The sequence below is a fragment of the Butyrivibrio sp. INlla21 genome, assembly GCF_900116875.1.
Classification (GTDB): domain Bacteria; phylum Bacillota; class Clostridia; order Lachnospirales; family Lachnospiraceae; genus Butyrivibrio.
In genome coordinates this window covers 81,620-101,926 of record NZ_FPCC01000009.1, presented here as the reverse complement: position 1 = coordinate 101,926, position 20,307 = coordinate 81,620, and the positions used below count along the sequence as shown (strand labels likewise).

The 20,307-nt window shown below is 43.9% G+C and carries 21 protein-coding genes; 18 read left to right on the top strand and 3 right to left on the bottom strand.

The genetic code is table 11. From position 1 onward, the window contains the following. Nucleotides 1-10: 10 nt before the first annotated feature. From cmk to BM377_RS07125, 6 genes are all read left to right on the top strand, one after another. Nucleotides 11-670, top strand: a complete 660-nt coding sequence (gene cmk, locus BM377_RS07150) for a (d)CMP kinase (RefSeq protein WP_092245916.1) — start codon at nucleotides 11-13, stop codon at nucleotides 668-670. Between the two features lie 34 nt (nucleotides 671-704). Further along, nucleotides 705-1,559, top strand: a complete 855-nt coding sequence (ispH, locus tag BM377_RS07145) for a 4-hydroxy-3-methylbut-2-enyl diphosphate reductase (RefSeq protein WP_092245913.1) — start codon at nucleotides 705-707, stop codon at nucleotides 1,557-1,559. Next, nucleotides 1,540-2,682, top strand: coding sequence for a 30S ribosomal protein S1 (rpsA, locus tag BM377_RS07140; protein ID WP_092245910.1), 1,143 nt, complete (start codon nucleotides 1,540-1,542; stop codon nucleotides 2,680-2,682). Before ispH ends, rpsA begins: the two co-directional genes overlap by 20 nt. Nucleotides 2,683-2,746: 64 nt before the next feature. Further along, a complete protein-coding gene (locus BM377_RS07135) occupies nucleotides 2,747-3,769 on the top strand; it encodes an acyltransferase family protein (protein WP_092245907.1) in 1,023 nt (340 codons plus the stop codon). Nucleotides 3,770-3,804: 35 nt separating this feature from the next. Further along, nucleotides 3,805-4,905 carry a PLP-dependent aminotransferase family protein gene (locus BM377_RS07130; protein WP_092245904.1) on the top strand — a complete coding sequence of 367 codons (1,101 nt, stop codon included), beginning with the start codon at nucleotides 3,805-3,807 and terminating at the stop codon, nucleotides 4,903-4,905. Between the two features lie 144 nt (nucleotides 4,906-5,049). Then, complete coding sequence (locus BM377_RS07125) at nucleotides 5,050-5,835, top strand: CheR family methyltransferase (protein ID WP_092245901.1); 786 nt, start codon at nucleotides 5,050-5,052, stop codon at nucleotides 5,833-5,835. A gap of 116 nt (nucleotides 5,836-5,951) precedes the next feature. Here the strand turns inward: BM377_RS07125 and BM377_RS07120 are convergent, their stop codons facing one another. Further along, complete coding sequence (locus tag BM377_RS07120) at nucleotides 5,952-7,148, bottom strand: ribonuclease H-like domain-containing protein (protein WP_092245898.1); 1,197 nt, start codon at nucleotides 7,146-7,148, stop codon at nucleotides 5,952-5,954. A gap of 177 nt (nucleotides 7,149-7,325) precedes the next feature. Here BM377_RS07120 and rsxC point away from each other — a divergent pair, with 177 nt between their 5' ends. The 7 genes from rsxC (at nucleotide 7,326) to BM377_RS16325 (ending at nucleotide 12,557) form a co-directional block, all read left to right on the top strand. Beyond that, nucleotides 7,326-8,642, top strand: a complete 1,317-nt coding sequence (gene rsxC, locus BM377_RS07115) for an electron transport complex subunit RsxC (protein ID WP_092245895.1) — start codon at nucleotides 7,326-7,328, stop codon at nucleotides 8,640-8,642. Nucleotides 8,643-8,658: 16 nt separating this feature from the next. Then, nucleotides 8,659-9,609 (top strand): RnfABCDGE type electron transport complex subunit D, encoded by a 951-nt coding sequence (locus BM377_RS07110; RefSeq protein ID WP_092245892.1) that lies wholly within the window; start codon nucleotides 8,659-8,661, stop codon nucleotides 9,607-9,609. Continuing rightward, entirely contained in the window at nucleotides 9,606-10,214 is a 609-nt protein-coding gene (locus BM377_RS07105) for an RnfABCDGE type electron transport complex subunit G (RefSeq protein ID WP_092245889.1), read from the top strand. Before BM377_RS07110 ends, BM377_RS07105 begins: the two co-directional genes overlap by 4 nt. Then, nucleotides 10,214-10,906 (top strand): electron transport complex subunit RsxE, encoded by a 693-nt coding sequence (gene rsxE, locus BM377_RS07100; protein ID WP_242948114.1) that lies wholly within the window; start codon nucleotides 10,214-10,216, stop codon nucleotides 10,904-10,906. The genes BM377_RS07105 and rsxE overlap by 1 nt, the downstream gene beginning before the upstream one ends. Nucleotides 10,907-10,908: 2 nt before the next feature. Beyond that, nucleotides 10,909-11,496 (top strand): electron transport complex subunit RsxA, encoded by a 588-nt coding sequence (gene rsxA / locus BM377_RS07095; protein ID WP_330392959.1) that lies wholly within the window; start codon nucleotides 10,909-10,911, stop codon nucleotides 11,494-11,496. Nucleotides 11,497-11,509: 13 nt separating this feature from the next. Continuing rightward, entirely contained in the window at nucleotides 11,510-12,304 is a 795-nt protein-coding gene (locus BM377_RS07090) for an RnfABCDGE type electron transport complex subunit B (RefSeq protein WP_092245886.1), read from the top strand. Nucleotides 12,305-12,395: 91 nt separating this feature from the next. Beyond that, nucleotides 12,396-12,557: a hypothetical protein gene (locus BM377_RS16325; RefSeq protein ID WP_158588619.1), complete on the top strand. Its 162-nt coding sequence runs from the start codon at nucleotides 12,396-12,398 to the stop codon at nucleotides 12,555-12,557. A 46-nt stretch (nucleotides 12,558-12,603) separates the two neighbouring features. On the opposite strand, the gene BM377_RS07085 is transcribed toward BM377_RS16325, so the two are convergent. Together BM377_RS07085 and fliY are read right to left on the bottom strand one after the other, a co-directional pair. Then, nucleotides 12,604-13,740 carry a DUF4317 domain-containing protein gene (locus BM377_RS07085; protein ID WP_092245883.1) on the bottom strand — a complete coding sequence of 379 codons (1,137 nt, stop codon included), beginning with the start codon at nucleotides 13,738-13,740 and terminating at the stop codon, nucleotides 12,604-12,606. 9 nt (nucleotides 13,741-13,749) lie between these two features. After that, nucleotides 13,750-14,355: a flagellar motor switch phosphatase FliY gene (gene fliY / locus BM377_RS07080; protein WP_092245880.1), complete on the bottom strand. Its 606-nt coding sequence runs from the start codon at nucleotides 14,353-14,355 to the stop codon at nucleotides 13,750-13,752. 272 nt (nucleotides 14,356-14,627) lie between these two features. Here fliY and pfkB point away from each other — a divergent pair, with 272 nt between their 5' ends. The 5 genes from pfkB (at nucleotide 14,628) to BM377_RS07055 (ending at nucleotide 20,237) form a co-directional block, all read left to right on the top strand. Then, nucleotides 14,628-15,533: a 1-phosphofructokinase gene (gene pfkB, locus BM377_RS07075; protein WP_092245877.1), complete on the top strand. Its 906-nt coding sequence runs from the start codon at nucleotides 14,628-14,630 to the stop codon at nucleotides 15,531-15,533. Between the two features lie 73 nt (nucleotides 15,534-15,606). After that, on the top strand, nucleotides 15,607-17,331 hold the full coding sequence (ptsP, locus tag BM377_RS07070; RefSeq protein WP_092245874.1) for a phosphoenolpyruvate--protein phosphotransferase: 1,725 nt from the start codon (nucleotides 15,607-15,609) through the stop codon (nucleotides 17,329-17,331). After that, a complete protein-coding gene (locus tag BM377_RS07065; protein ID WP_092245871.1) occupies nucleotides 17,282-17,815 on the top strand; it encodes a histidine phosphatase family protein in 534 nt (177 codons plus the stop codon). The genes ptsP and BM377_RS07065 overlap by 50 nt, the downstream gene beginning before the upstream one ends. Before the next feature lie 269 nt (nucleotides 17,816-18,084). Beyond that, nucleotides 18,085-19,011 carry a hypothetical protein gene (locus BM377_RS07060; protein WP_092245868.1) on the top strand — a complete coding sequence of 309 codons (927 nt, stop codon included), beginning with the start codon at nucleotides 18,085-18,087 and terminating at the stop codon, nucleotides 19,009-19,011. A 23-nt stretch (nucleotides 19,012-19,034) separates the two neighbouring features. After that, entirely contained in the window at nucleotides 19,035-20,237 is a 1,203-nt protein-coding gene (locus BM377_RS07055; RefSeq protein ID WP_092245865.1) for a dicarboxylate/amino acid:cation symporter, read from the top strand. Nucleotides 20,238-20,307: the final 70 nt, after the last annotated feature.

Sequence of the window (20,307 nt, the reverse complement as noted above, 5' to 3'; positions counted from 1 at the left end):
GTTAAAAGAAATGAGTAAACAGATTGCGATCGACGGACCTGCGGGAGCGGGAAAAAGTACAATAGCAAGGCGCGTGGCAAAGAACCTTGGATTTATATATGTGGACACGGGAGCAATGTACCGTGCGATGGCTCTTTTTATGATAAAAGAGGGAATCGGAGCGGACGAGACCGAAAAGATCGTTGAGAAATGTAAGGCTGCAGACATCACCATTAAGCATGAGAACGGCGAGCAGATGGTATTTCTTAACGGTGAAAACGTAAACGGACTTATAAGAACCCAGGAAGTCGGAAACATGGCTTCGGCGATCAGTGTCATCGGATACGTTAGGGAAAAGCTTGTTGAGCTTCAGCAGAAACTTGCGGAGACTACAGATGTTGTCATGGACGGAAGAGATATCGGAACCGTTGTCCTTCCGAACGCCGAGTGCAAGGTTTACCTTACTGCAAGCTCTAAGGTAAGGGCGGACAGAAGATTTAAAGAACTTACAGAAAAAGGAATTGAGTGTGATATCGATGTGATCGAAAAAGAGATCATCGAGAGAGATTACAGAGATATGCACAGAGACATATCACCTCTTAAACAGGCTGACGACGCGGTCTTGGTAGATTCATCCGATATGACGATCGACGAGGTGGTAGATAAGATCATTACTCTGTACAAGGGATGATAAATTGCCGCTATATGAGCGGTAGGAGATGATTATGGAAGTTATAGTTGCCGAGCATGCGGGCTTTTGCTTTGGAGTTACCAAGGCAGTTGAGACCGTATACGACCAGATAAATAATAAATCAGGAAAAAATATTTTTACCTACGGTCCCATTATTCACAACGAGACTGTTGTTTCCGACCTTGAAAAAAAGGGGGTTAAGGTCATAGAGTCTGTCGATGAGCTTAAGGGTGTGACGGAAGGAACGATCATTATCCGTTCCCACGGCGTGACTAAAGAGACCTATGAAAAGCTTGCGGAAACAGGGCTTGAGATAATGGATGCCACCTGTCCTTTTGTTAAGCGTATTCACAAGATCGTGGAAGAGGAGAGTGAGAAGGGAAAGAGCATAATTGTAATTGGCTCTGCCAATCATCCGGAGGTCGAGGGAATAGTAAGCTATTCAAAAGGCGAAGTTTACGTGGTCGACTCCCCTGAAAGTGCCGTAAACTTTGAAGGAGACAAGACCAAAGATTACACAATAGTGTCCCAGACTACATTTAACAAGAATAAATTTCAAGAAACCGTTGAAATCTTTAGGAATAACGGTTACAATATTAATATTGTGAATACTATATGCAACGCTACTGAGGTACGCCAGACAGAGGCCGAAGAAATTGCTTCCAGAGCCGATGTAATGATAGTTATTGGTGGCGCGCACAGTTCTAACTCCAGGAAACTGTACGAAATATGCAGCAAGAAGTGTTCCGATACATATTTTATTCAGACACTGGATGACTTGCATTTAGATATAACTAAAGCGGTTAAGCTAGTGGGGATTACCGCCGGGGCATCAACCCCAAAGAACATTATTGAGGAGGTTCAGAATTATGTCAGAAGAAACTTTTGAACAGTTGCTTAACGCATCTTTCAAAACAATTCATACAGGGGAGGTTGTTGAGGGAACTGTTATTGACGTTAAGCCTGACGAGATAATCCTTAACATTGGTTACAAGTCCGATGGTATCTTGACCAAGAACGAATATAGCAACGATAACAGCATTGACCTTACAACTGCAGTAAAGGTTGGCGACACAATGGACGTTAAGGTCCTTAAGACCAACGATGCAGACGGACAGGTTATTCTTTCATACAAGAGACTCGCAATCGACAGAGGCAACAAGAGAATCGAAGAAGCATTCAACAACAAGGAAGTTCTTACGGCCAAGGTTGTTCAGGTTCTCGAGGGTGGTCTTACAGTAGTGGTTGATGAAGTCAGAATCTTCATCCCAGCAAGTCTTGTTTCAGACAGCTATGAGAAAGATCTTTCCAAGTATCAGGATCAGGAGATTCAGTTCGTTGTAACTGAGTACAATCCTAAGAGACGCAGATATATCGGTAACAGAAGAATGCTTGTTACAGCTGAGAAGGCAGAGCAGGCTAAGAAGTTGTTCGATACTATCAAGGTTGGCGATGTCGTTGACGGCGTAGTTAAGAACGTTACTGATTTCGGTGCATTCATCGATCTCGGTGGAGCAGACGGTCTCCTTCATATCTCAGAGATGAGCTGGGGACGCGTTGAGAGCCCTAAGAAAGTATTCAAGATCGGCGATACAGTCAAGGTTCTTGTTAAGAGCATTGACGGAAGCAAGATCGCTCTTTCAAGAAAGTTTGACGACGAGAACCCTTGGAAGGATGCTACTGAGAAATATGCAGTAGGCAACGTAGTTAAGGGTAAAGTTGCAAGAATGACTGACTTCGGTGCTTTCATCGAGCTTGAGGCAGGAATCGATGCACTTCTTCATGTTTCTCAGATCGCTAAAGAGCATGTTGAGAAGCCTTCAGACGTACTTAAGGTAGGTCAGGAAGTAGAAGCTAAGATCGTTGATTTCAACGAGGATGAGAAGAAGATCAGCCTTTCAATCAAGGCTATGTTCGCTCCCGAGAAGGAAGACGAAGCAGCTGAGGAAGAGGGCGACGTTGTATCAGTAGATATCGACAAGGTTATCGCTGAGCAGAACGAAGAGAACTAATAATTTAGAACAGTAGAATTTTTGCACGGGCAGCAAATCTTTTTGCTGCCCGTATTATAATGCTATGAAACAACTTACGAGAACGCGAACTGAATATATTGATATTGCGAGGGGCGCCGTAATAATCCTAATGCTTATAGGACATTCGGGCGCCCCGAAGCTTTTAACGCAGCTTATATATGGTTTCCACATGCCGTTTTTCTTTATACTGTCGGGACTTCTTTATAACAGAAGCAAATGGGAAGAAAAAGGTTTTAAAGAGCTTGTTGTAAGTAAATTCAAGGCTTACCTGATACCTTATTTTATTCTGTGCGGAATAAATATAGGACTTGAGCTTATCTATGATCTTGTTTCGGGCTACAGCTTTGATGAGTTTACGCAGGAAGGCGCAAGAAGCATATTTTGGGCGCTCTATTCCTACAGTACGAAAGCGAGAATGGGCACGAGTGTACCGCTGTGGTTTTTGCCTTGCATCTTTTTAAGTACGATAGTGGTATGGGCTGTTTTTAAGATAAAGAACAGGGCGCTTAAAGTCGCTATGTTTGTGGCTTTTTGGGCAGTAAATATAGCTCTTGATATGATAAAGAGCCCGATACTTCCATGGCACATGGGACTGTCGCTAATCGGTGCGGGCTTTATGTTGGTGGGCTTTTATCTTAAACCTTATTTGGATTATGTGAAGAAGCCGGTTCTTTTTGCAGCTCTTATGCCGGCACTTCTTGCTGCGTTTGTGTTATGCACACTCACAAACGGCAAGGTCGACATCAATTTAAGAGAGTTTGGTAAGTATCCGGCATTGTTTATTTTGGGGAGCATTTCAATGTCGGTCTTTGTACTTCTTTTGTTTAAGAACGTGATCAGGAAAAGCGCGGTCCTTAAGTTCTTCGGCCGCAACACCATAGTGATCATGGGCTTTAACTACACGATAAATTACTATAGCAAGATCTTTTGGCAAAAGAGTGTTCTAAGGGGAATGGTTTCTTATAATTGGATTGTGGTATGCATTCTTGATTTAATCTGCTGCGCAGTCCTGATAAACGCCAAGAAGCGGCTTGATATGTACAGAGCACTGAGCTCCGCTTCATAAAGATTTTAAACGCTTATATAAAAGGAGAAGAGAAAATGAAAAGAGTAAGTTTATTACCTGTACTGGGGCTATGTCTATGCCTAGTCGCGTGCGGAAGTAAAGCATCCGCGCCCAAAACTGCAAATCCGGCAGAGGAGTCTTCGCAAGGAGCCGCCGATTCGTCAACAGCTTCTGAGCGAGCTACTGAAGCGGATTCCAAAGACAGCGAAGCTACGGCTGCAGGCGGCGCGGAGTCAACCACTGATAAGTCTCAAAGTCCATATGATATATGGAGAGATTATATAGACGGAAAAGATAAATCGGAGATTACGCTTGATGAAGAGTCGGAGAAGCTATATTCGGGATTTATAAACGGAGAAGTGGCCTCTGAATTTTCAGAAGACTGCAGTGATTTTTGCGATCAATTTGAGTTATCCTCTGAGCAAAAAAGTTATACGCTACCTGAAATTGAAAGCTTGATACAGATAGATCGAAACAATATCCCGGAGAATGATGAATATCTATGTGAGAACTATCTGGATCTGGGACTAGATGGAAGCTATGAACTTATGGTGGACATATATAATGAAGAAGATCCACATGGATATGGCTTAAGTCTGATAGTAAAGAATTTTGGCGGAAAGCTGAAGATATGCTATATTCAGGACTGTTGGGCCAGACAATCCGCAGTCATAACGTATTCCGGAATGATATATGTATCAGGCTCGGGCGGGGCTATGACTCACGGAGGATTTAACGGATATCTTGATGCTGAAGGAAAGTATCATTTGTGGTATGAGTGGGATGAATCGATATATGAGACAGAATATGATCCTCCCGAAGAGGATGTGACCATTAACGGTATCCGGATCGGCGGAGATGACATAAGGGTGGATGTAGACCGGTATACCTTTTATGACAATAAAAAGTATATAACAGTAGACGTGGAATACCGTTATCCTGAAGACGAACACGGCGAGGATGCCACAGATCTTGAAGATGCGTATAAGAAAGCCTGTGAAGCTTTTGTTGACCCGGATGAGACGCTTTGCACCATAGAAGAAATAGAGGATATCTTAAAGGATTATCGCAAGAAGCTCGGCATCTCCGATGAGGTATATACCTATGGAGATGAACTAAAGCCTGAGGATGACTAAGAGCATTTTCTTTGACAGATGTCACTTTGGGATCAAATATGTTTGAGATGTCGTTTATAATTATTTAATTTTACATATATTCTGCTATATTATAAAATATTATTAGGCTCAAAAATACATAGGCCGATCAGGAGGGTGACATCTATGGTTTACGATTATGAGTGGTTTAAAAAAGCGGTTTATGATCTTACGAAGATTGATCTTAATGCTTACAAAGAAAAGCAGATGAAGAGAAGAATAGATACGCTGATCGGTAAGTACGATGTAAAAGGCTATGACGGTTTTGCGGAGCTGATCAAAAAAGACAGAGAAGCACTTGATGCTTTTGTTTCATATCTGACGATCAATGTATCGGAGTTTTTCAGAAATGCTGATCAGTGGCACCTCATGGATAAAGAGATGGTTCCCGAGCTTATGAGCAAGTTCGGAAAGAACCTTAAGATATGGAGCGCAGCGTGCTCGACGGGCGATGAGCCTTACACGATAGTTATGTTGTTGTCCAAGCATATGCCGCTTAATCAGGTGAGCATTCTTGCTACGGACCTTGACGCCGTTGTTCTTGCGAAAGCAAAAGCGGCTATATATGACAAAAAAGAGGTTGCCGGCGTTCCGGCAGATTTTAAGACCAAGTATTTTACGGAGACGGAAGACGGCAAAATGAAGGTGTCGGATGAGATCAAGTCGAGAGTTACATTTAAACAGGCAGATCTCCTTCGTGATCCCTATCCAAAGGATCTTCACCTTATCGTCTGCAGAAACGTGCTTATATATTTTACAGAGGAAGCCAAGGACGAGGTGTTCAGAAAGTACTATGATTCACTTGCTCCCGGCGGAATCCTCTTTATCGGAAGCACGGAGCAGATAATAAATTATAAAGAAATAGGCTTCGTTCGTAAAAACTCCTTCTATTACGAGAAGCCTAAAGCCTAATAGTTTTCTCCTAACTCTACATCTAAACAGAGCAGCGGCTCGGGTGGCATATTCCCCCGGGCCGCTGTTCTGTGTAAGATCAAGTGGTGCTTGGTTCACTCGATCATTTTTTATGATCATATTTCCAATATCTTAGCCATTACATGAGATGCATATAAGCTCATCGCAAAACGGCTCTTTTTCATGTTTTCACTGAGGTCAAAATAGAAGTTTTTATCCTCATAATCTTTTTTGAAGAAAGGTGAAAAAACAAGATCCCATTCCTTAAGGAACTGACCTTCTTTCTTGGTGTAACAGGTCTCGGGTTTTGCCTTCTCACGGTATGCCTTGTCTACGAATGAAGCGATGGATTTATGGATCGCCATATCTTCTTTTGGAAGATAGAAGTAATCCTTGTAATTGGCATAAAAGTACTTAAGCTCTGTCTCATATAAAGGAAGACGAAGCGTAGCTTCATTTCCGTTTGTCTTTAGATAAAAGCCTTCATAATTGCCTGTCAGAGAGCAAGGCAGAGCCATTGCCATGTTGAGCTTCATGAAGATTTCTTTTCTTGAATGACCGTCCATGTCATCGTATTGATTGGCCTGTACTTTGACAGCTTTGACGGGGAGTTTGTTGCTCCAGTCCGGGCAATATTTTTCATCATCGATATCTTCATCGCATTTAACGGATACCTTGGGAAGATTTCTGAACATGGCGAAATACGTGCTGTACTGCAGCATCGGAAGTATGCCGAACATGCCCTTTACGTCTTCGAAGTTATGCAAAAGAAGCAGCTTAAGCGCTTCCTTATTTTTGCTTTGTTCATAGTTCTTATAAATCGGTATGAGTTTACCGCCGTCGTATTTATCTTCTCTGTTGATACCAAGATAGAGCTCGACTGTTTTTTGTTTACAGTCCATGAGTCCAAGCTGTCTTTTGTATGGACCTATTTTTTTGTAGATATCGATCGAGTCCATGTCTTCGAAAATATTGGGCAAGCCGTGTTTTTCAAGCTTGCTTTTTATATAGGGGATATCGAATCTGTCTCCGTTGTAGTGGAGCACTTTTGAAAAGCCTTTTGAAAACTCCGAAAAAGCTTCCAGGATCTCTTTTTCCTGATTGATGTCTTCTGCGAAAAATTGGCAGATCTGCCAGCTTCCGTCCTTATAATATGAAGCACCTATAAGATAAAGGTCTGAACTTCGAAGTGACAGCCCCGTAGTCTCTATATCAATGAAAAGAATATCCTTATTTGAACATCCCAGAATCTTGGGCAGTGAATGAATTATATGGTCTTCACTAAAGGTCAAAGCTTCGTTTGTCTTGATCATGATAAAAAATCTCACTTTCCGAAATCGCCTACTACCATATTGTATCACATTTCCTCTTAAACTTTTTTTCGATTTCTCAGCATTTTACCGTGAAAATATAGTATAATTAAATTGTTAAATTTTTCACCCGATTATTCTTTTCGGGTACACATCTAAAATATGAAAGAAGGGTAGGAAATGGCAAGAGGTACTTTTAAGGGCGGCATCCATCCTTATGAAGGCAAGGAACTTACTAAGGACAAGCCCATTAAATCAGTGCTACCAAAAGGTGACTTGGTTTATCCGTTGTCTCAGCACATCGGTGCACCGGCCAAGGCAATTGTCGCTGTTGGGGATCACGTTCTTACAGGACAAAAGATTGCGGAAGCCGGCGGTTTTGTTTCGGCACCGATTTACTCGACCGTATCAGGTACGGTTAAGGCTATTGAGAAGCGCAGGCTGGCTACCGGCGCTATGTGCGAGAGTATCATCGTAGAGAACGATGAGAAGTATGAAGAGGTGGAGTTTAAGCCACTCAAACCATACGAGGAGATGACAGCGGAGGACAAGATTGCAGCGGTCAGAGAGGCCGGCGTAGTAGGAATGGGAGGAGCAGGATTCCCTACTGCGGTTAAGTTTTCTCCGAAGGAACCGGACAAGATTGACTATGTTATAGCCAATTGCTCGGAGTGTGAGCCTTATCTTACATCTGACTACAGACGTATGATAGAGGAGCCGGAGCTTCTTTTGGAAGGTCTTAAGATTGCTGTCAGTATTTTCCCAAAAGCCAGAGGTATTCTTGCGATAGAGGACAATAAACCCGACGCGATCGCGAAATTCCAGGAATTAACTAAAGATGAAGAGAAGATAAGCGTTAAGCCCGTCAAGACCAAATATCCTGAGGGCGCTGAGCGTATGCTTATTTATGCGGTTACGGGAAGAGAGATCAACTCTTCGATGCTCCCTGCCGATGCGGGATGTATCGTTGATAACGTTGATACTCTTTGTGCTGTCTGCAGAGCGGTAAAAGAGGGAAGACCTCTCATGGAGAGGATCGTTACCATTACCGGTGATGCGGTTGCCGATCCCAGAAACTATAAAGTAAGAATAGGAACAAATTACAAGGAGCTTCTTGAGGACGCAGGCGGCTTCAAGACTGAGCCTGCCAAGATCATATCAGGCGGTCCCATGATGGGATTTGCACTCTTTGACCTTGATGTTCCCACAACCAAGACGGCTTCAGCTCTTACATGCCTTACCAAGGACGAGGTTTCAGCCCTTGAACCGAGCGCATGTATCAACTGTGCAAGATGTGTGGAGGTATGTCCCGAGAGACTTATCCCCAAGAACCTTGCCGATGCCGTTGAACACAACAACGAAAAGGCATTCCTTGATATGTACGGAATGGAATGCTGTGAATGCGGATGCTGCAGTTATATCTGCCCTGCAAGACGTCAGCTCACTCAGCTGATCAAGGGTATGAGAAAGATTCAGCTGGCTAACAGGAAAAAGTAAGGGAGGGACATTTTTAATGAGTGATATGAAAAGAGTGTCATCCAACCCGCATGTAAGAGCAAACACTACCACGTCCAACATCATGATGTGGGTTGTAATTGCGCTTTTACCGGCAGCAGGCTTTGGTATTTACAATTTCGGGCCGGATGCTCTGATTATTCTTTTGCTGTCCGTGGCTTCTTGTGTTTTATCTGAGTTTATCTATGAGAAAGCCATGCACAAGCGTGTAACTATAGGCGACCTTTCGGCGGTTGTAACAGGACTTCTTCTGGGAATGAACCTGCCTTCAACCGTACCGTTCTGGGTACCGGTACTTGGCGGTGTATTTGCGATAATTTTGGTTAAGCAGCTCTTTGGCGGACTTGGCCAGAACTTCATGAATCCCGCACTCGGCGGAAGATTATTCCTCGTGATATCTTTTCCCGCCCTTATGACCAACTTCGTTACCGATACATACACGGGGGCAACACCGCTTGCTAACCTTAAAGCAGGCGCTGATGTCAATATAATGGATATGCTCATTGGTAGAACGGGCGGAACAATCGGTGAGACCTCAATGCTTTGCATTGCGATCGGTGCGATGATCCTGTTTGCGCTCGGAATTATCGACTATGTTATTCCGTTTACCTACATAATCACATTTGCGATATTTGTAGGGCTCTTCGGAGGATACGGATTTAACTGGGCTTATATTTCAGCGCACCTTGCAGGTGGCGGACTTATGCTCGGTGCTTTCTTTATGGCAACCGACTATGTGACATGTCCGATAACACCCAAGGGAAGATATATTTACGGATTTATCCTTGGAATACTCACAGGCGTGTTCCGTATTTTCGGTTCCAACGCAGAGGGTGTTTCCTATGCGATCGTAATAGGCAACCTTTTGGTTCCTCTTATTGAGAAATTCACGATTCCGAGAGCTTTCGGAATTAAGAAAACTGCAAAGAAGGAGGCGAAGAAAGCATGAATGATGCAAAGAGCATGATCAAAAACGCCTTGGTTCTTTTTGCTATTACTCTTGTTGCGGGAGTTTTGCTTGGACTTGTTTATCAGGTTACCAAGGATCCTATCGCACTTCAGGCTAAGCTTGCGCAGGACAAGGCCAATATGTCGGTATTCGCCGATGCAGCGACTTTTGACGACGTAGAGCTTAATGCTGACGGAGCAGCTTCAGCGGTTTCCGGACTTACAGGTGTTACCATCGAGGATGTAAAAGAAGCTAAGGATGCATCCGGAGCACCTCTTGGATATGTTATAAGAGTTTCATCCAAGGGATATGGAGATTTCATCACATATACGGTCGGAATAAAGAACGACGGAAATGTAAACGGAATTTCCATTATCTCAATTGCCGAGACTCCCGGACTTGGAATGAATGCCGAGAAGGTAATCGTTCCTCAGTTTGAGAACAAGCAGGCACAGCAGTTTAGCGTAGTTAAGAACGGACAGCTCACAAGTCCTTCTTCTCAGATTGAAGCGATCTCGGGCGCTACGATAACTTCAAGAGCGATAACCAACGGAGTTAACGCTTCAATCACATATTTTGAGAATGTTTTGAAAGGAGGACAGTGATGAGTGACAATGTAAAAAAAGGAGCTTTGGGCTTCAAGCAGGATACTCCGGCCGAGAGATTTTTTAACGGCCTCATTGCTGAAAATCCTACTTTAGTACTTATGATCGGTATGTGTCCCACTCTTGCGGTTACTTCATCCGCGATCAACGGACTTGGAATGGGACTTGCAACAACATTTGTTTTGGCATTAAGTAACGCGGTTATCGCAGCACTTCGTAAGACAATCCCCGCTACAGTCAGGATCCCGTCTTTCATAGTTGTTATTGCTTCCTTCGTTACCTTGGTTCAGCTTCTTATGCAGGCTTACGTTCCCGCACTTAACAGCGCACTCGGAGTGTATATCCCTCTTATCGTTGTTAACTGTATCATCTTCGGAAGAGCGGAAGCATATGCAAGTAAGCACGGAATCATACCTTCTTTCTTTGACGGAATAGGAATGGGAATCGGCTTTACCTGTGCTATTACGACAATCGGTCTTGTAAGAGAGTTTATCGGTGCGGGCACAGCATTTGATGTACAGATACTCGGTGAGGGAACTGTTGTACCCGGAGCCGTAGGTGCTTTCCTTTCGGGATATAAGCCCATCAGCATCTTTATACAGCAGGCCGGTGCATTTATCGTTCTTGCATTCCTTATTGCGACGATGAACAAGATCAAAGCAAACGCAGCAAAGAGAAAGGAGGCTGAATAATTATGGCACAACAGATTATGAGCCTTGTGGGACTTATGATATCAGCCTCACTTGTTAATAACGTAGTACTTAGCCAGTTCCTCGGACTGTGTCCTTTCCTTGGAGTTTCCAAGAAGACCGACACCGCTCTCGGAATGGGAGGAGCGTGTGTATTCGTTATCACGCTTGCTTCTTTGGTTTGTAGCATTATTTATAAGTTTATCCTGAATCCTTTGGATCTTTCTTATCTGCAGACAATAGTATTCATCCTTGTTATTGCCATGCTGGTACAGTTTGTTGAGATGGTACTCAAAAAGTATGTTGTTTCACTTTACAGAGCACTTGGTGTGTATCTTCCTCTTATTACCACCAACTGCGCGGTTCTCGGTGTTGCTCTCAACAACGTAACAGACGGCTATTCAATCTTACAGAGTACTGTTTGCGGATTTGCAACAGCTGTAGGTTTCACAATTGCGATAGTTATTTTGGCAGGACTTCGTGAAAAGATGGAGTACAACGACATCCCCGAGTCATTTAAGGGAATGCCAATGGTACTTCTTACTTCCGGACTCATGGCTATTGCATTTACCGGATTCTCGGCTTTGAAGTGAAGGAGATGAACTTATGATTATTGGAATAATCATTGCAACGGCGGTTGTAGCAGGCGTTGGAATTGCTATAGGTATTATCCTCGGTCTTGCAGACATGAAGTTGCATGTTGATGTAGATGAAAAAGAAGCAGCTATTCTGGAAGTTCTTCCGGGAAATAACTGCGGCGGATGCGGATATCCGGGATGTTCGGGATGTGCTTCGGCTATCGCAAAAGGTGAGGCAGCCGTATCACAGTGTCCTGTAGGAGGTGCTCCGGTAGCAGCTGCTATTTCGGCTATTATGGGCGTTGAAGCGGGCGATATGGCTCGTAAGGTTGCTTTTGTACACTGTAACGGTAACTGCGATAACGCTGAGAAGAAATATGATTATGTCGGAGTAAGCGATTGCAGACTTATGTCACAGGCACCCGGAGGCGGAGCAAAGACCTGTTCATATGGATGTCTCGGCGGCGGCTCATGCGTATCCGTATGTCAGTTTGATGCGATCCACATCGTAAACGGTGTTGCCGTAGTGGATAAAGAGAAATGTAAGGCCTGCGGTAAGTGCGCTGATATCTGTCCTAACCACCTTATAGATCTCATACCTTATGATGCACAGGAAGCAGTTGCATGCAAATCACAAGATATGGGAAAAATCGTTAACTCTTATTGCAAAGCGGGATGTATCGCTTGCCATATCTGCGAAAAAAATTGTCCTGCCGGAGCAATAACAGTTGATAACAATGTGGCCTCGATAGACCAGGAAAAATGCGCACATTGCGGCGTTTGCGTGGCAAAGTGTCCAAAGAAGGCAATAGCCTCATTATAAATTTTGGTAAATTTATACTTGCATTAATTATTTTTTATAGTTATTATTGTACCCGTTACTGTTGTTGTTTAACAGACGGAGGTACGATAATATGGGCGAATGGAAAATTGCCTTTGATAGGATAATGGATCAATTATATAATCATCCCGAGGAAATGAGGGAGAGACTTCTCAAGAAGTACAATGACCCCGCTTACGAGATGATCGGTCGTCCCAAGACCGGAATTGAAAAGCTCAAAAGTATGCATGCATAAAATGCAAAAAAGGCTGTCACACCGATTGGTGTGACAGCCTTTTTGATTACCTATTCATAAACGTCCTAACATTGATTCCGTTGACTTCGATATGATCGTCAACTGCGATGACAAGGCACTGCCTGCCGTCGACGATGCGGGATTCTACAAGATCCGTTCTGTCGGGCTTAACCTTGATCACAACGTTGGGAGTCTCGATATCGAACTTCCTTGTGTGTGCGATGTTGCTTGCAAGGAGCGGATAATCCTCGTCGCCGGCGCACTTTACATAAGTTTCGTCGAAGTAGCCGAGTCTTTCATCTGATACACCACTGTCATGAAGAAGCTGCTTCACATCACTCTTTTTAAGCTCCAAAGGCTCCGGATCGTCAACGTGATCGTCAATCATCTCATTTAAATTATCATGAATATTCTTCATGATATCGTAGTCTGCGTCTTCTCCGATCGTATTTTGTACAACTGCATCAAAGATATCTTTTTGTTCGGGAGCGGAGATGGGAGCGCGTCCGCCGAACATCGCTTCGACAAATTCGGGCTGAAGATCCTCGGGCTTCTTGGTGAAGTAGAGCATATTGTGGATGTCGGTATCTCTTTCTATAAATGCGGGGAAAAGAAATCCCTTCACAGGGCCGTCTACTATCCAGTCACGGAATCTTTCCTCAATGACATTTTTTGACTCATTATAACCAAGACCGGCCTTGGAAAGCTTGACGGGGCAGATACTGCAGAGAATGTAGTCATATACCTTCTCGGAAGCATCCTCCATCTCGATACCGTCTGATGTTACGCCGGGAATGTCGTATACGGCGTGAACGAGGATGATATAGTAGTTTTCTCCGTTGATATAATTGGCAATGATCTTGTCGTAGCACTCATCCACAAGCTCGTCGTCCTTGAGCTGGGAGTTACGAAGAGTCAAAAGAAAGTCCTGAGTACCTCCGGGCTGTTCTTGGTCAAGAGGGAACTCAAGACTGATAAGATTTTTACCAAATGTACCTGATAATGTGTGTTGGAAGATGTCCAGATATTTGAACATTTCCTCTTCGGGAATCTGGCCGAAAGCCTTTCTGAAAGTAAATAATTTGTTCTTGTCATGATCAACATAGCAGCCGCAAATGCTGTCGATTGTGCATCTGTCCGGTGTGAACTGCTTCTTGATCTCAAGTGTCTCCTGTTTGTTCATTTGTAACCGTTATTTTCCTTTATTCATGAATTTTTCGCACATATCCAGCGCAAACTGCACGGGATACAGCTGGACCATAACCGAATCGATCAGATCGCCGATTGTCATCCTAAATGCTATTTTAACAAATTTATCGTAAGTAGTATCAAACATTTTTTCAAAAACTTTTATACTGTCCACATCAATCTGATTAACGATGGGAGTACTGATGTCTGTGGGAACTCCGAGCATGGAAGATAAAGATGTGGCGCTGGTGCCCATCATCTGATTCATGGCTTCAGAAGCAGCCGAAAGATGCAGGTCTGTGATATCACCCGCAGTATTGGTGCCGTCTCCGCCCATCATAAGGTCGCACATAACCTTCACATCATGCTCTTTTAGGATAAAGACATTGTTGCCTTCAAGTCCCTTTACATAATGGATCTGGACAAAAATGCACGTATTTTCATAGTCATCAAGAGCTTCGCTTCTTTTGATGACTTTAACGTTAGGAGTAGTTATATCAACCTTCTTGTTTACCATGAGACTTAACGTTGTGGCGGAATTACCCATGCTGATATTGGCTATTTCGCCTATGGTATCAATATGATCACTGCTAAGTAAATTATCTTCCACAGTACACGCCTCCTTCGTTATGTATGATATACGAATTGCCAAATGGCGTAAGTCATTTTCGCGATTCTACAATTATTTTAGTTTATTTTTGGCTCCCTTGTAAAGGTATCTGCACGATATATCCTTAAAGCTTTATTCTTTTTTTAGATAAAAATAATTTGACGTATTGCGCACAATTTTTGGACCTATAACCCTGTCCCCGAGAGAACACTTTACCTTTGCGGATTAACACCTTATTATAGAGTTATGGCTTTTGAAATTTGGAGAACATCATGATATACACAGTTACATTTAACCCCGCGATCGACTACGTGGTCCGCATGGGAAGCGAGCTTTTGCCGGGGATGACCAATCGTACGGACAGCGAAGAGTGCTATTTCGGAGGAAAAGGCATCAATGTATCCTCTGTTCTTAAGAATCTGGGACATGAGAGCTGCGCACTTGGCTTTGTTGCAGGATTTACAGGCGATGCGATAGTAAGGAGCGTTGAAGAAAAAGGCATTAAGGCCGATTTCATCAAGCTTCCGGAAGGTATGTCCAGGATCAACGTCAAGATCAAGGGGACAAAAGAAACTGAGATTAATTCTCAGGGACCGAGTATACCGCCGCAGTCGCTTGAAAAGCTTTATAATAAGATAAAAGAGCTTTCGGACGGCGACATACTGATACTTGCAGGCAGCATACCGTCTTCACTTCCGGATAACGTATATGAAAATATAATGAGCCTTGTGGACGATAAGGGCGCCATGGTTGTTGTCGATGCGACAAAGGATCTTTTGCTCAAAGCGCTTAAACACAAGCCCTTTCTTATAAAACCCAATATCGACGAACTGGGTGAGATCTTCGGGGAAACGCCGAAGAACGATGAAGAGATAGAAAAAAGAGCCAAAGCGCTTAAGGACATGGGCGCAAGAAATGTTCTGGTATCCATGGGAGGAGACGGAGCGCTTCTTGTTACGGAAAAGGGCGATACGCTCAAAAGAACATGTCCCGAGGGCACGGTGAAAAATTCTGTCGGAGCAGGGGACTCTATGGTGGCAGGCTTTATTGCGGGCTTTTTGAATGACGGATACTTCGAAGAAGCTCTTAAAATGGGAATTGCAGCCGGATCGGCCACAGCTTTTTCGGATGACCTGGCAAGCAGAGATATGATAGAGAAAGTATATGGGGAACTGTAACCAAAGACTATATCAAGCACAAGCGGGCTGACCAACCTGGAGCAGAACCCGCATATACGATCGGGGTAACAAAATGTACAACGGAATTGCCGCATCCGGCGGCATCGGAATAGGAAACGTCTGTGTCATCAAAGAGAGCGAGCTTAAATACGACGCAGTCATAGTTAATGATCCTGCAGCCGAGAAAAAGAGGCTTGAGGGAGCTCTTTCAACTCTTAAAAAACTCACAAAAGAAACGGCAGAGTCTGTGAGAAGCCGCATAGGTTCAAGTGAAGCGGATATTCTTGACGGACATGTTCTTATGATGTCCGATCCCGAGCTTATAAAACCCGTTACCAAGAAAATAAAGGAAGGTTTTAGCGCCGAGGCCGCAACGGAGGCTGTTCTTGACGGCTTTATCAAGATGTTCCGAGATATGGACGATGAGCTTATGAGCCAGCGAGCTGCAGATATCAAGGATATCAAGACAGGCCTTTTAAAGACCCTCATAGGTGTTAAGGAAGTTGACGTTGAGAATGTTCCGCAGGGCACCGTCCTTGTGGTAAAAGAGCTGACGCTTTCCGTGACAAGTCGCATAAACAGAGAGAATGTGGTCGGTATAATCACGGAAGAAGGCGGAATCACCTCGCATTCGCTTATTCTTGCAAGGGCGCTTGAAATTCCTGCGGTTCTGTCGGTAAAAGATATTACGTCTATTGCGACGGACAAGGACACCGTGATAGTTGACGGAAATCACGGAAATGTGATCCTCAATCCCGACGATGCGACCTATTATGATTATATTGCCAAGAGAGAAGACTATCTTAAGCGTGAAGAACTTCTTTCGACATACAAGGATAAAAAGACAGTTACCGCGGATGGCATTAAGTGTAAGGTTTTCAGCAATATAGGAACTCCCGACGAAGCTGCGAGAGCCTTTGAACACGGCTCTGAAGGAATCGGACTGTTTAGGTCGGAATTTCTTTTTATGGAAAACAATCACCTTCCTTCCGAAGAGGAGCAGTATAACGCATATAAGGAAGCTGTCACCGCGATGAAGGGAAAGCCGGTAGTTATCAGAACTATGGATATCGGCGGCGACAAAGAGATTCCTTATCTTAATCTGAAAAAAGAGAGCAATCCTTTCCTAGGATTCAGAGGCGTGCGCTACAGCCTGGGTAATAAAGAAAGTTTTAAAACGCAGCTTCGCGCGATCATGAGAGCGGGAGCACATGGAAAGGTCAAGATAATGGTGCCTTTAGTGACCTGTCTTGATGAGCTTAGGGAAGTCAGGGCGCTGGTAAAAGAGACCTCGAAGGAGCTTGATAAAGAGGAAATAGCCCACGATAAAGACGTTGAGGTGGGCTGTATGATAGAGACGCCCTCCGCTGCGCTTATAGCGGATATACTTGCGAAAGAAGCAGACTTTTTTTCCATAGGGACCAATGATCTGATACAATACACGATGAGCGTGGACAGAGGAAACGGCGATGTTTCGTATCTGTATTCCGCGCTGCAGCCTTCGGTGCTCAGAAGTATAAGGAATATCATAGAAAGTGGTAAGAAAGCGGGGATACCCGTCGCTATGTGCGGAGAAGCCGCTTCAGACAGCCTTATTCTGCCGCTTCTTATATCTTTCGGGCTTGAGGAGTTCAGCGTTAATCCTGCGGATGTGCTTAGGACAAGAGCAGCTATCGCCGGATGGAGCAAAAAAGAGGCCGATGAGCTGGCGGAGAAAATACTTAAATTAGATACGGAGAAAGAAGTACATGACGCACTTTTACTTTATAAGACACGGGCAGACGGTCTGGAACGTTGAGAATAAGATCTGCGGAGCAACGGATATAGCGCTCACGGAGCTTGGACACGAGCAGGCAATCGAGACAGGAAAGAAAATACTAGAACAAGGGATCCATGCAGATGAGATCCTTACTTCACCTCTTGTAAGGGCCAAGGACACTGCGGCTCATATATCGGAGGTTACGGGAATCCCGTACAGGATAGAGCAAAGGCTGATCGAGCAGAATTTCGGAAGATATGAGTCGACTCCAAGAGACGGACTTGAATTCCATGAAGCCAAGAAGCACATGGCAAGCAGATTCGGTACAGGCGAATCAATGATGCAGCTCGCACAGCGAATCTACAATCTCCTCGATGATATCAAGAACGATGAAAAGACTTATATTCTTGTGGCGCACAACGGAATCGCAAGGATAGTTGAGTCGTATTTCCGTGAGATGGACAATGAAGAATTTTCATTATTTGGTATAAAAAACTGTGAGATCCGCAGATATGATTTTTGAGAAAAAATATACATTTGTGGCGCTTGAAACCTGAGAATGTGTTCACCGTTTGGACACATTCTCTTTTAATTGTTACGAAAAACCGTCGTTCATAACAAAAACAACGTCGTTCATAACATCGGTATTGAAATAGCTTTTTCATATGGGTTATCATTCGGTTAACACGAAGATCGCGGCTTCGTGCAAACGCTTATAAAAGGAAAGTCTTAAAAGGAAAGAAGGAATTGTAAAAAGGGACAGTATATAGGTAAGTGTAAAGGGGTAAGGATATGAAAGACCTTAAGAATATCATGATCCTGACAGCGGCTGCGCTCAGTGTGATTGCGATGGGGATCGCAACTTATGTTTTTATGAGTAATACGGGGAAAAAATACACTGAGAGCGTTGTATCTTATCCAAAGAACGGAACCGAGAAATCGATTTTTGCTTCAAACGGAAGAGATTCATATCTATGCTGCACCGAAGGAGATAACTATTCGGTCTATTTCACTGACAAAGATAGCTTTGACAAACTTCCTTACGATTGTCCCCAAAATAAAAGAATTATACGCATGGCTGTTGACGATGACGGTAATTGCAGTATGCTGATCTACAGTGCTTCCACGGAGATAGTTGACGGGGCGCCTCTCAGTATGCTGACAGGTGAAACTACTGAGATTGACGTTATAGATAAGACCGGAAAGATGCTCAGTAGAACCGATGTGAGTGCTTTTTTGACCAGTGAAAATGTACCGAGCAGCTTTGAAACGCATGATTCGATCTACTACGCGATGGACTGCGCAGGAAATGCGATAGTCGGCTCTGTTCTTGACGGAATGGGGAACGTAATGTCTTTTGACGTGGACGGAACGGTCACAGCGGTAGATGATGCCAAAGATGAGATAGTTACGGTTGTTTTGGAAGATGAGACCAGTTACCTTAAGAGTATCAGCGACTCGGGCGAGGAACTGTGGAAAGCCGAGCTTCCAAAGAGCGCATGTAAGTACGGAATATGCGATCAGACTGATGGGAAGATTTATCTCTATAACAAAGAACTTGGCGTATATGTTTATGATATAAAGAAGAAAAAGATAATTCGTTTATACGAAAATCCTGAAGTTGCTCTCGGAGCCGGAATAAATGATGATCATATCTGCATTTTATACGACGGTGACGAAGATTACGAGCTTCACTTTATCGTGCCCGATAAGCTATAATAATAGCATAGGAGGGTTACGGTATGAAGAAAAAATTACCACTGGCAATTCAGATCTTTATCGCACTTGTTCTCGGTATTATTGCGGGTCTGCTTTTACAGGGGCACGCTGATTTTGCGGAGAACTATATCAAGCCGTTCGGCACGATATTCCTTAATCTTGTTAAATTTATAGTTGTTCCGATAGTTCTTTTCTCTATCATGTCGGGAGTTATCTCCATGCAGGATATAAGAAAAGTCGGATCGATCGGAATAAAGACGATCATCTACTACTTATGTACGACGGCGGTTGCCATAGTAATAGGTTTGGTCGGAGGAAATGTCTTCAAGGGATTTTTCCCGGTGCTTCAGACCTCGGAGCTTACTTACGAGGCATCGAGCAGTGCACCGATCATGGATACTATCATCAATATTTTTCCTTCTAACTTTATTATGCCGCTTTCCGAGGCAACCATGCTTCAGGTTATCGTAATGGCAATACTTATCGGCTTTGCCATTATTCTTGTCGGCGATGAGGCTGCGCCTGCGGTAAAAGGAATCAATTCATTCAATGCGGTATTCATGAAATGCATGGAGATGATACTTAAGCTTTCGCCTATCGGTGTGTTCTGCCTTATCTGCCCTGTTGTGGCAACAAACGGAAGCGCCGTTCTCGGCTCACTTGCAATGGTGCTCCTTGCAGCATACATCTGCTACTTCCTGCACATGGTCATCGTATATTCAATCGCAGTGAGAACTATGGGCGGAATGAGCCCCGTTAAGTTCTTCAAGGGCCAGCTCCCTGCGATGATCTTTGCATTCTCCAGTGCATCAAGTGTCGGAACGCTTCCCATCAATATGAAGGGCTGTGAAAAGATGGGCGCCGACAAAGAGATCACATCATTTGTGCTTCCTTTGGGAGCAACGATAAATATGGACGGAACAGCTATCTATCAGGGCGTATGCGCTATCTTTATCGCATCTTGTTACGGTGTTCAGCTTACGTTCCCGCAGATGATCACGATAGTACTTACAGCAACTCTTGCATCCATCGGTACAGCCGGCGTTCCCGGCGCAGGTATGGTAATGCTTGCGATGGTGCTTACATCAGTAGGTCTTCCCGTTGACGGTATCGCGCTTGTCGCAGGTATCGACAGGATCTTTGACATGGGAAGAACAGTAGTAAATATCACCGGTGACGCTTCATGCTCGCTCGTTGTCAGCAATTTGGAAAAGAAAAAGGGTTGACATGAAATTGTCTGCCAATTATACTTGGATTTAATATTTTTCAGAAAGAAGATTCGAAATGGCAAAATTC

What these genes read in the sequence shown, in the direction of transcription:
- rpsA (WP_092245910.1), top strand. Translation starts at nt 1,540, where the DNA reads ATGTCAGAAGAAACTTTTGAACAGTTGCTTAACGCATCTTTCAAAACA.
- ptsP (WP_092245874.1), top strand. Translation starts at nt 15,607, where the DNA reads ATGTACAACGGAATTGCCGCATCCGGCGGCATCGGAATAGGAAACGTC.
- BM377_RS07090 (WP_092245886.1), top strand. Translation starts at nt 11,510, where the DNA reads ATGATTATTGGAATAATCATTGCAACGGCGGTTGTAGCAGGCGTTGGA.
- rsxA (WP_330392959.1), top strand. Translation starts at nt 10,909, where the DNA reads ATGGCACAACAGATTATGAGCCTTGTGGGACTTATGATATCAGCCTCA.
- BM377_RS07110 (WP_092245892.1), top strand. Translation starts at nt 8,659, where the DNA reads ATGAGTGATATGAAAAGAGTGTCATCCAACCCGCATGTAAGAGCAAAC.
- BM377_RS07135 (WP_092245907.1), top strand. Translation starts at nt 2,747, where the DNA reads ATGAAACAACTTACGAGAACGCGAACTGAATATATTGATATTGCGAGG.
- rsxE (WP_242948114.1), top strand. Translation starts at nt 10,214, where the DNA reads ATGAGTGACAATGTAAAAAAAGGAGCTTTGGGCTTCAAGCAGGATACT.
- BM377_RS07065 (WP_092245871.1), top strand. Translation starts at nt 17,282, where the DNA reads ATGACGCACTTTTACTTTATAAGACACGGGCAGACGGTCTGGAACGTT.
- BM377_RS07120 (WP_092245898.1), bottom strand. Translation starts at nt 7,148, where the DNA reads ATGATCAAGACAAACGAAGCTTTGACCTTTAGTGAAGACCATATAATT.
- rsxC (WP_092245895.1), top strand. Translation starts at nt 7,326, where the DNA reads ATGGCAAGAGGTACTTTTAAGGGCGGCATCCATCCTTATGAAGGCAAG.
- BM377_RS07055 (WP_092245865.1), top strand. Translation starts at nt 19,035, where the DNA reads ATGAAGAAAAAATTACCACTGGCAATTCAGATCTTTATCGCACTTGTT.
- BM377_RS16325 (WP_158588619.1), top strand. Translation starts at nt 12,396, where the DNA reads ATGGGCGAATGGAAAATTGCCTTTGATAGGATAATGGATCAATTATAT.
- BM377_RS07105 (WP_092245889.1), top strand. Translation starts at nt 9,606, where the DNA reads ATGAATGATGCAAAGAGCATGATCAAAAACGCCTTGGTTCTTTTTGCT.
- ispH (WP_092245913.1), top strand. Translation starts at nt 705, where the DNA reads ATGGAAGTTATAGTTGCCGAGCATGCGGGCTTTTGCTTTGGAGTTACC.
- cmk (WP_092245916.1), top strand. Translation starts at nt 11, where the DNA reads ATGAGTAAACAGATTGCGATCGACGGACCTGCGGGAGCGGGAAAAAGT.
- pfkB (WP_092245877.1), top strand. Translation starts at nt 14,628, where the DNA reads ATGATATACACAGTTACATTTAACCCCGCGATCGACTACGTGGTCCGC.
- BM377_RS07085 (WP_092245883.1), bottom strand. Translation starts at nt 13,740, where the DNA reads ATGAACAAACAGGAGACACTTGAGATCAAGAAGCAGTTCACACCGGAC.
- BM377_RS07060 (WP_092245868.1), top strand. Translation starts at nt 18,085, where the DNA reads ATGAAAGACCTTAAGAATATCATGATCCTGACAGCGGCTGCGCTCAGT.
- BM377_RS07130 (WP_092245904.1), top strand. Translation starts at nt 3,805, where the DNA reads ATGAAAAGAGTAAGTTTATTACCTGTACTGGGGCTATGTCTATGCCTA.
- BM377_RS07125 (WP_092245901.1), top strand. Translation starts at nt 5,050, where the DNA reads ATGGTTTACGATTATGAGTGGTTTAAAAAAGCGGTTTATGATCTTACG.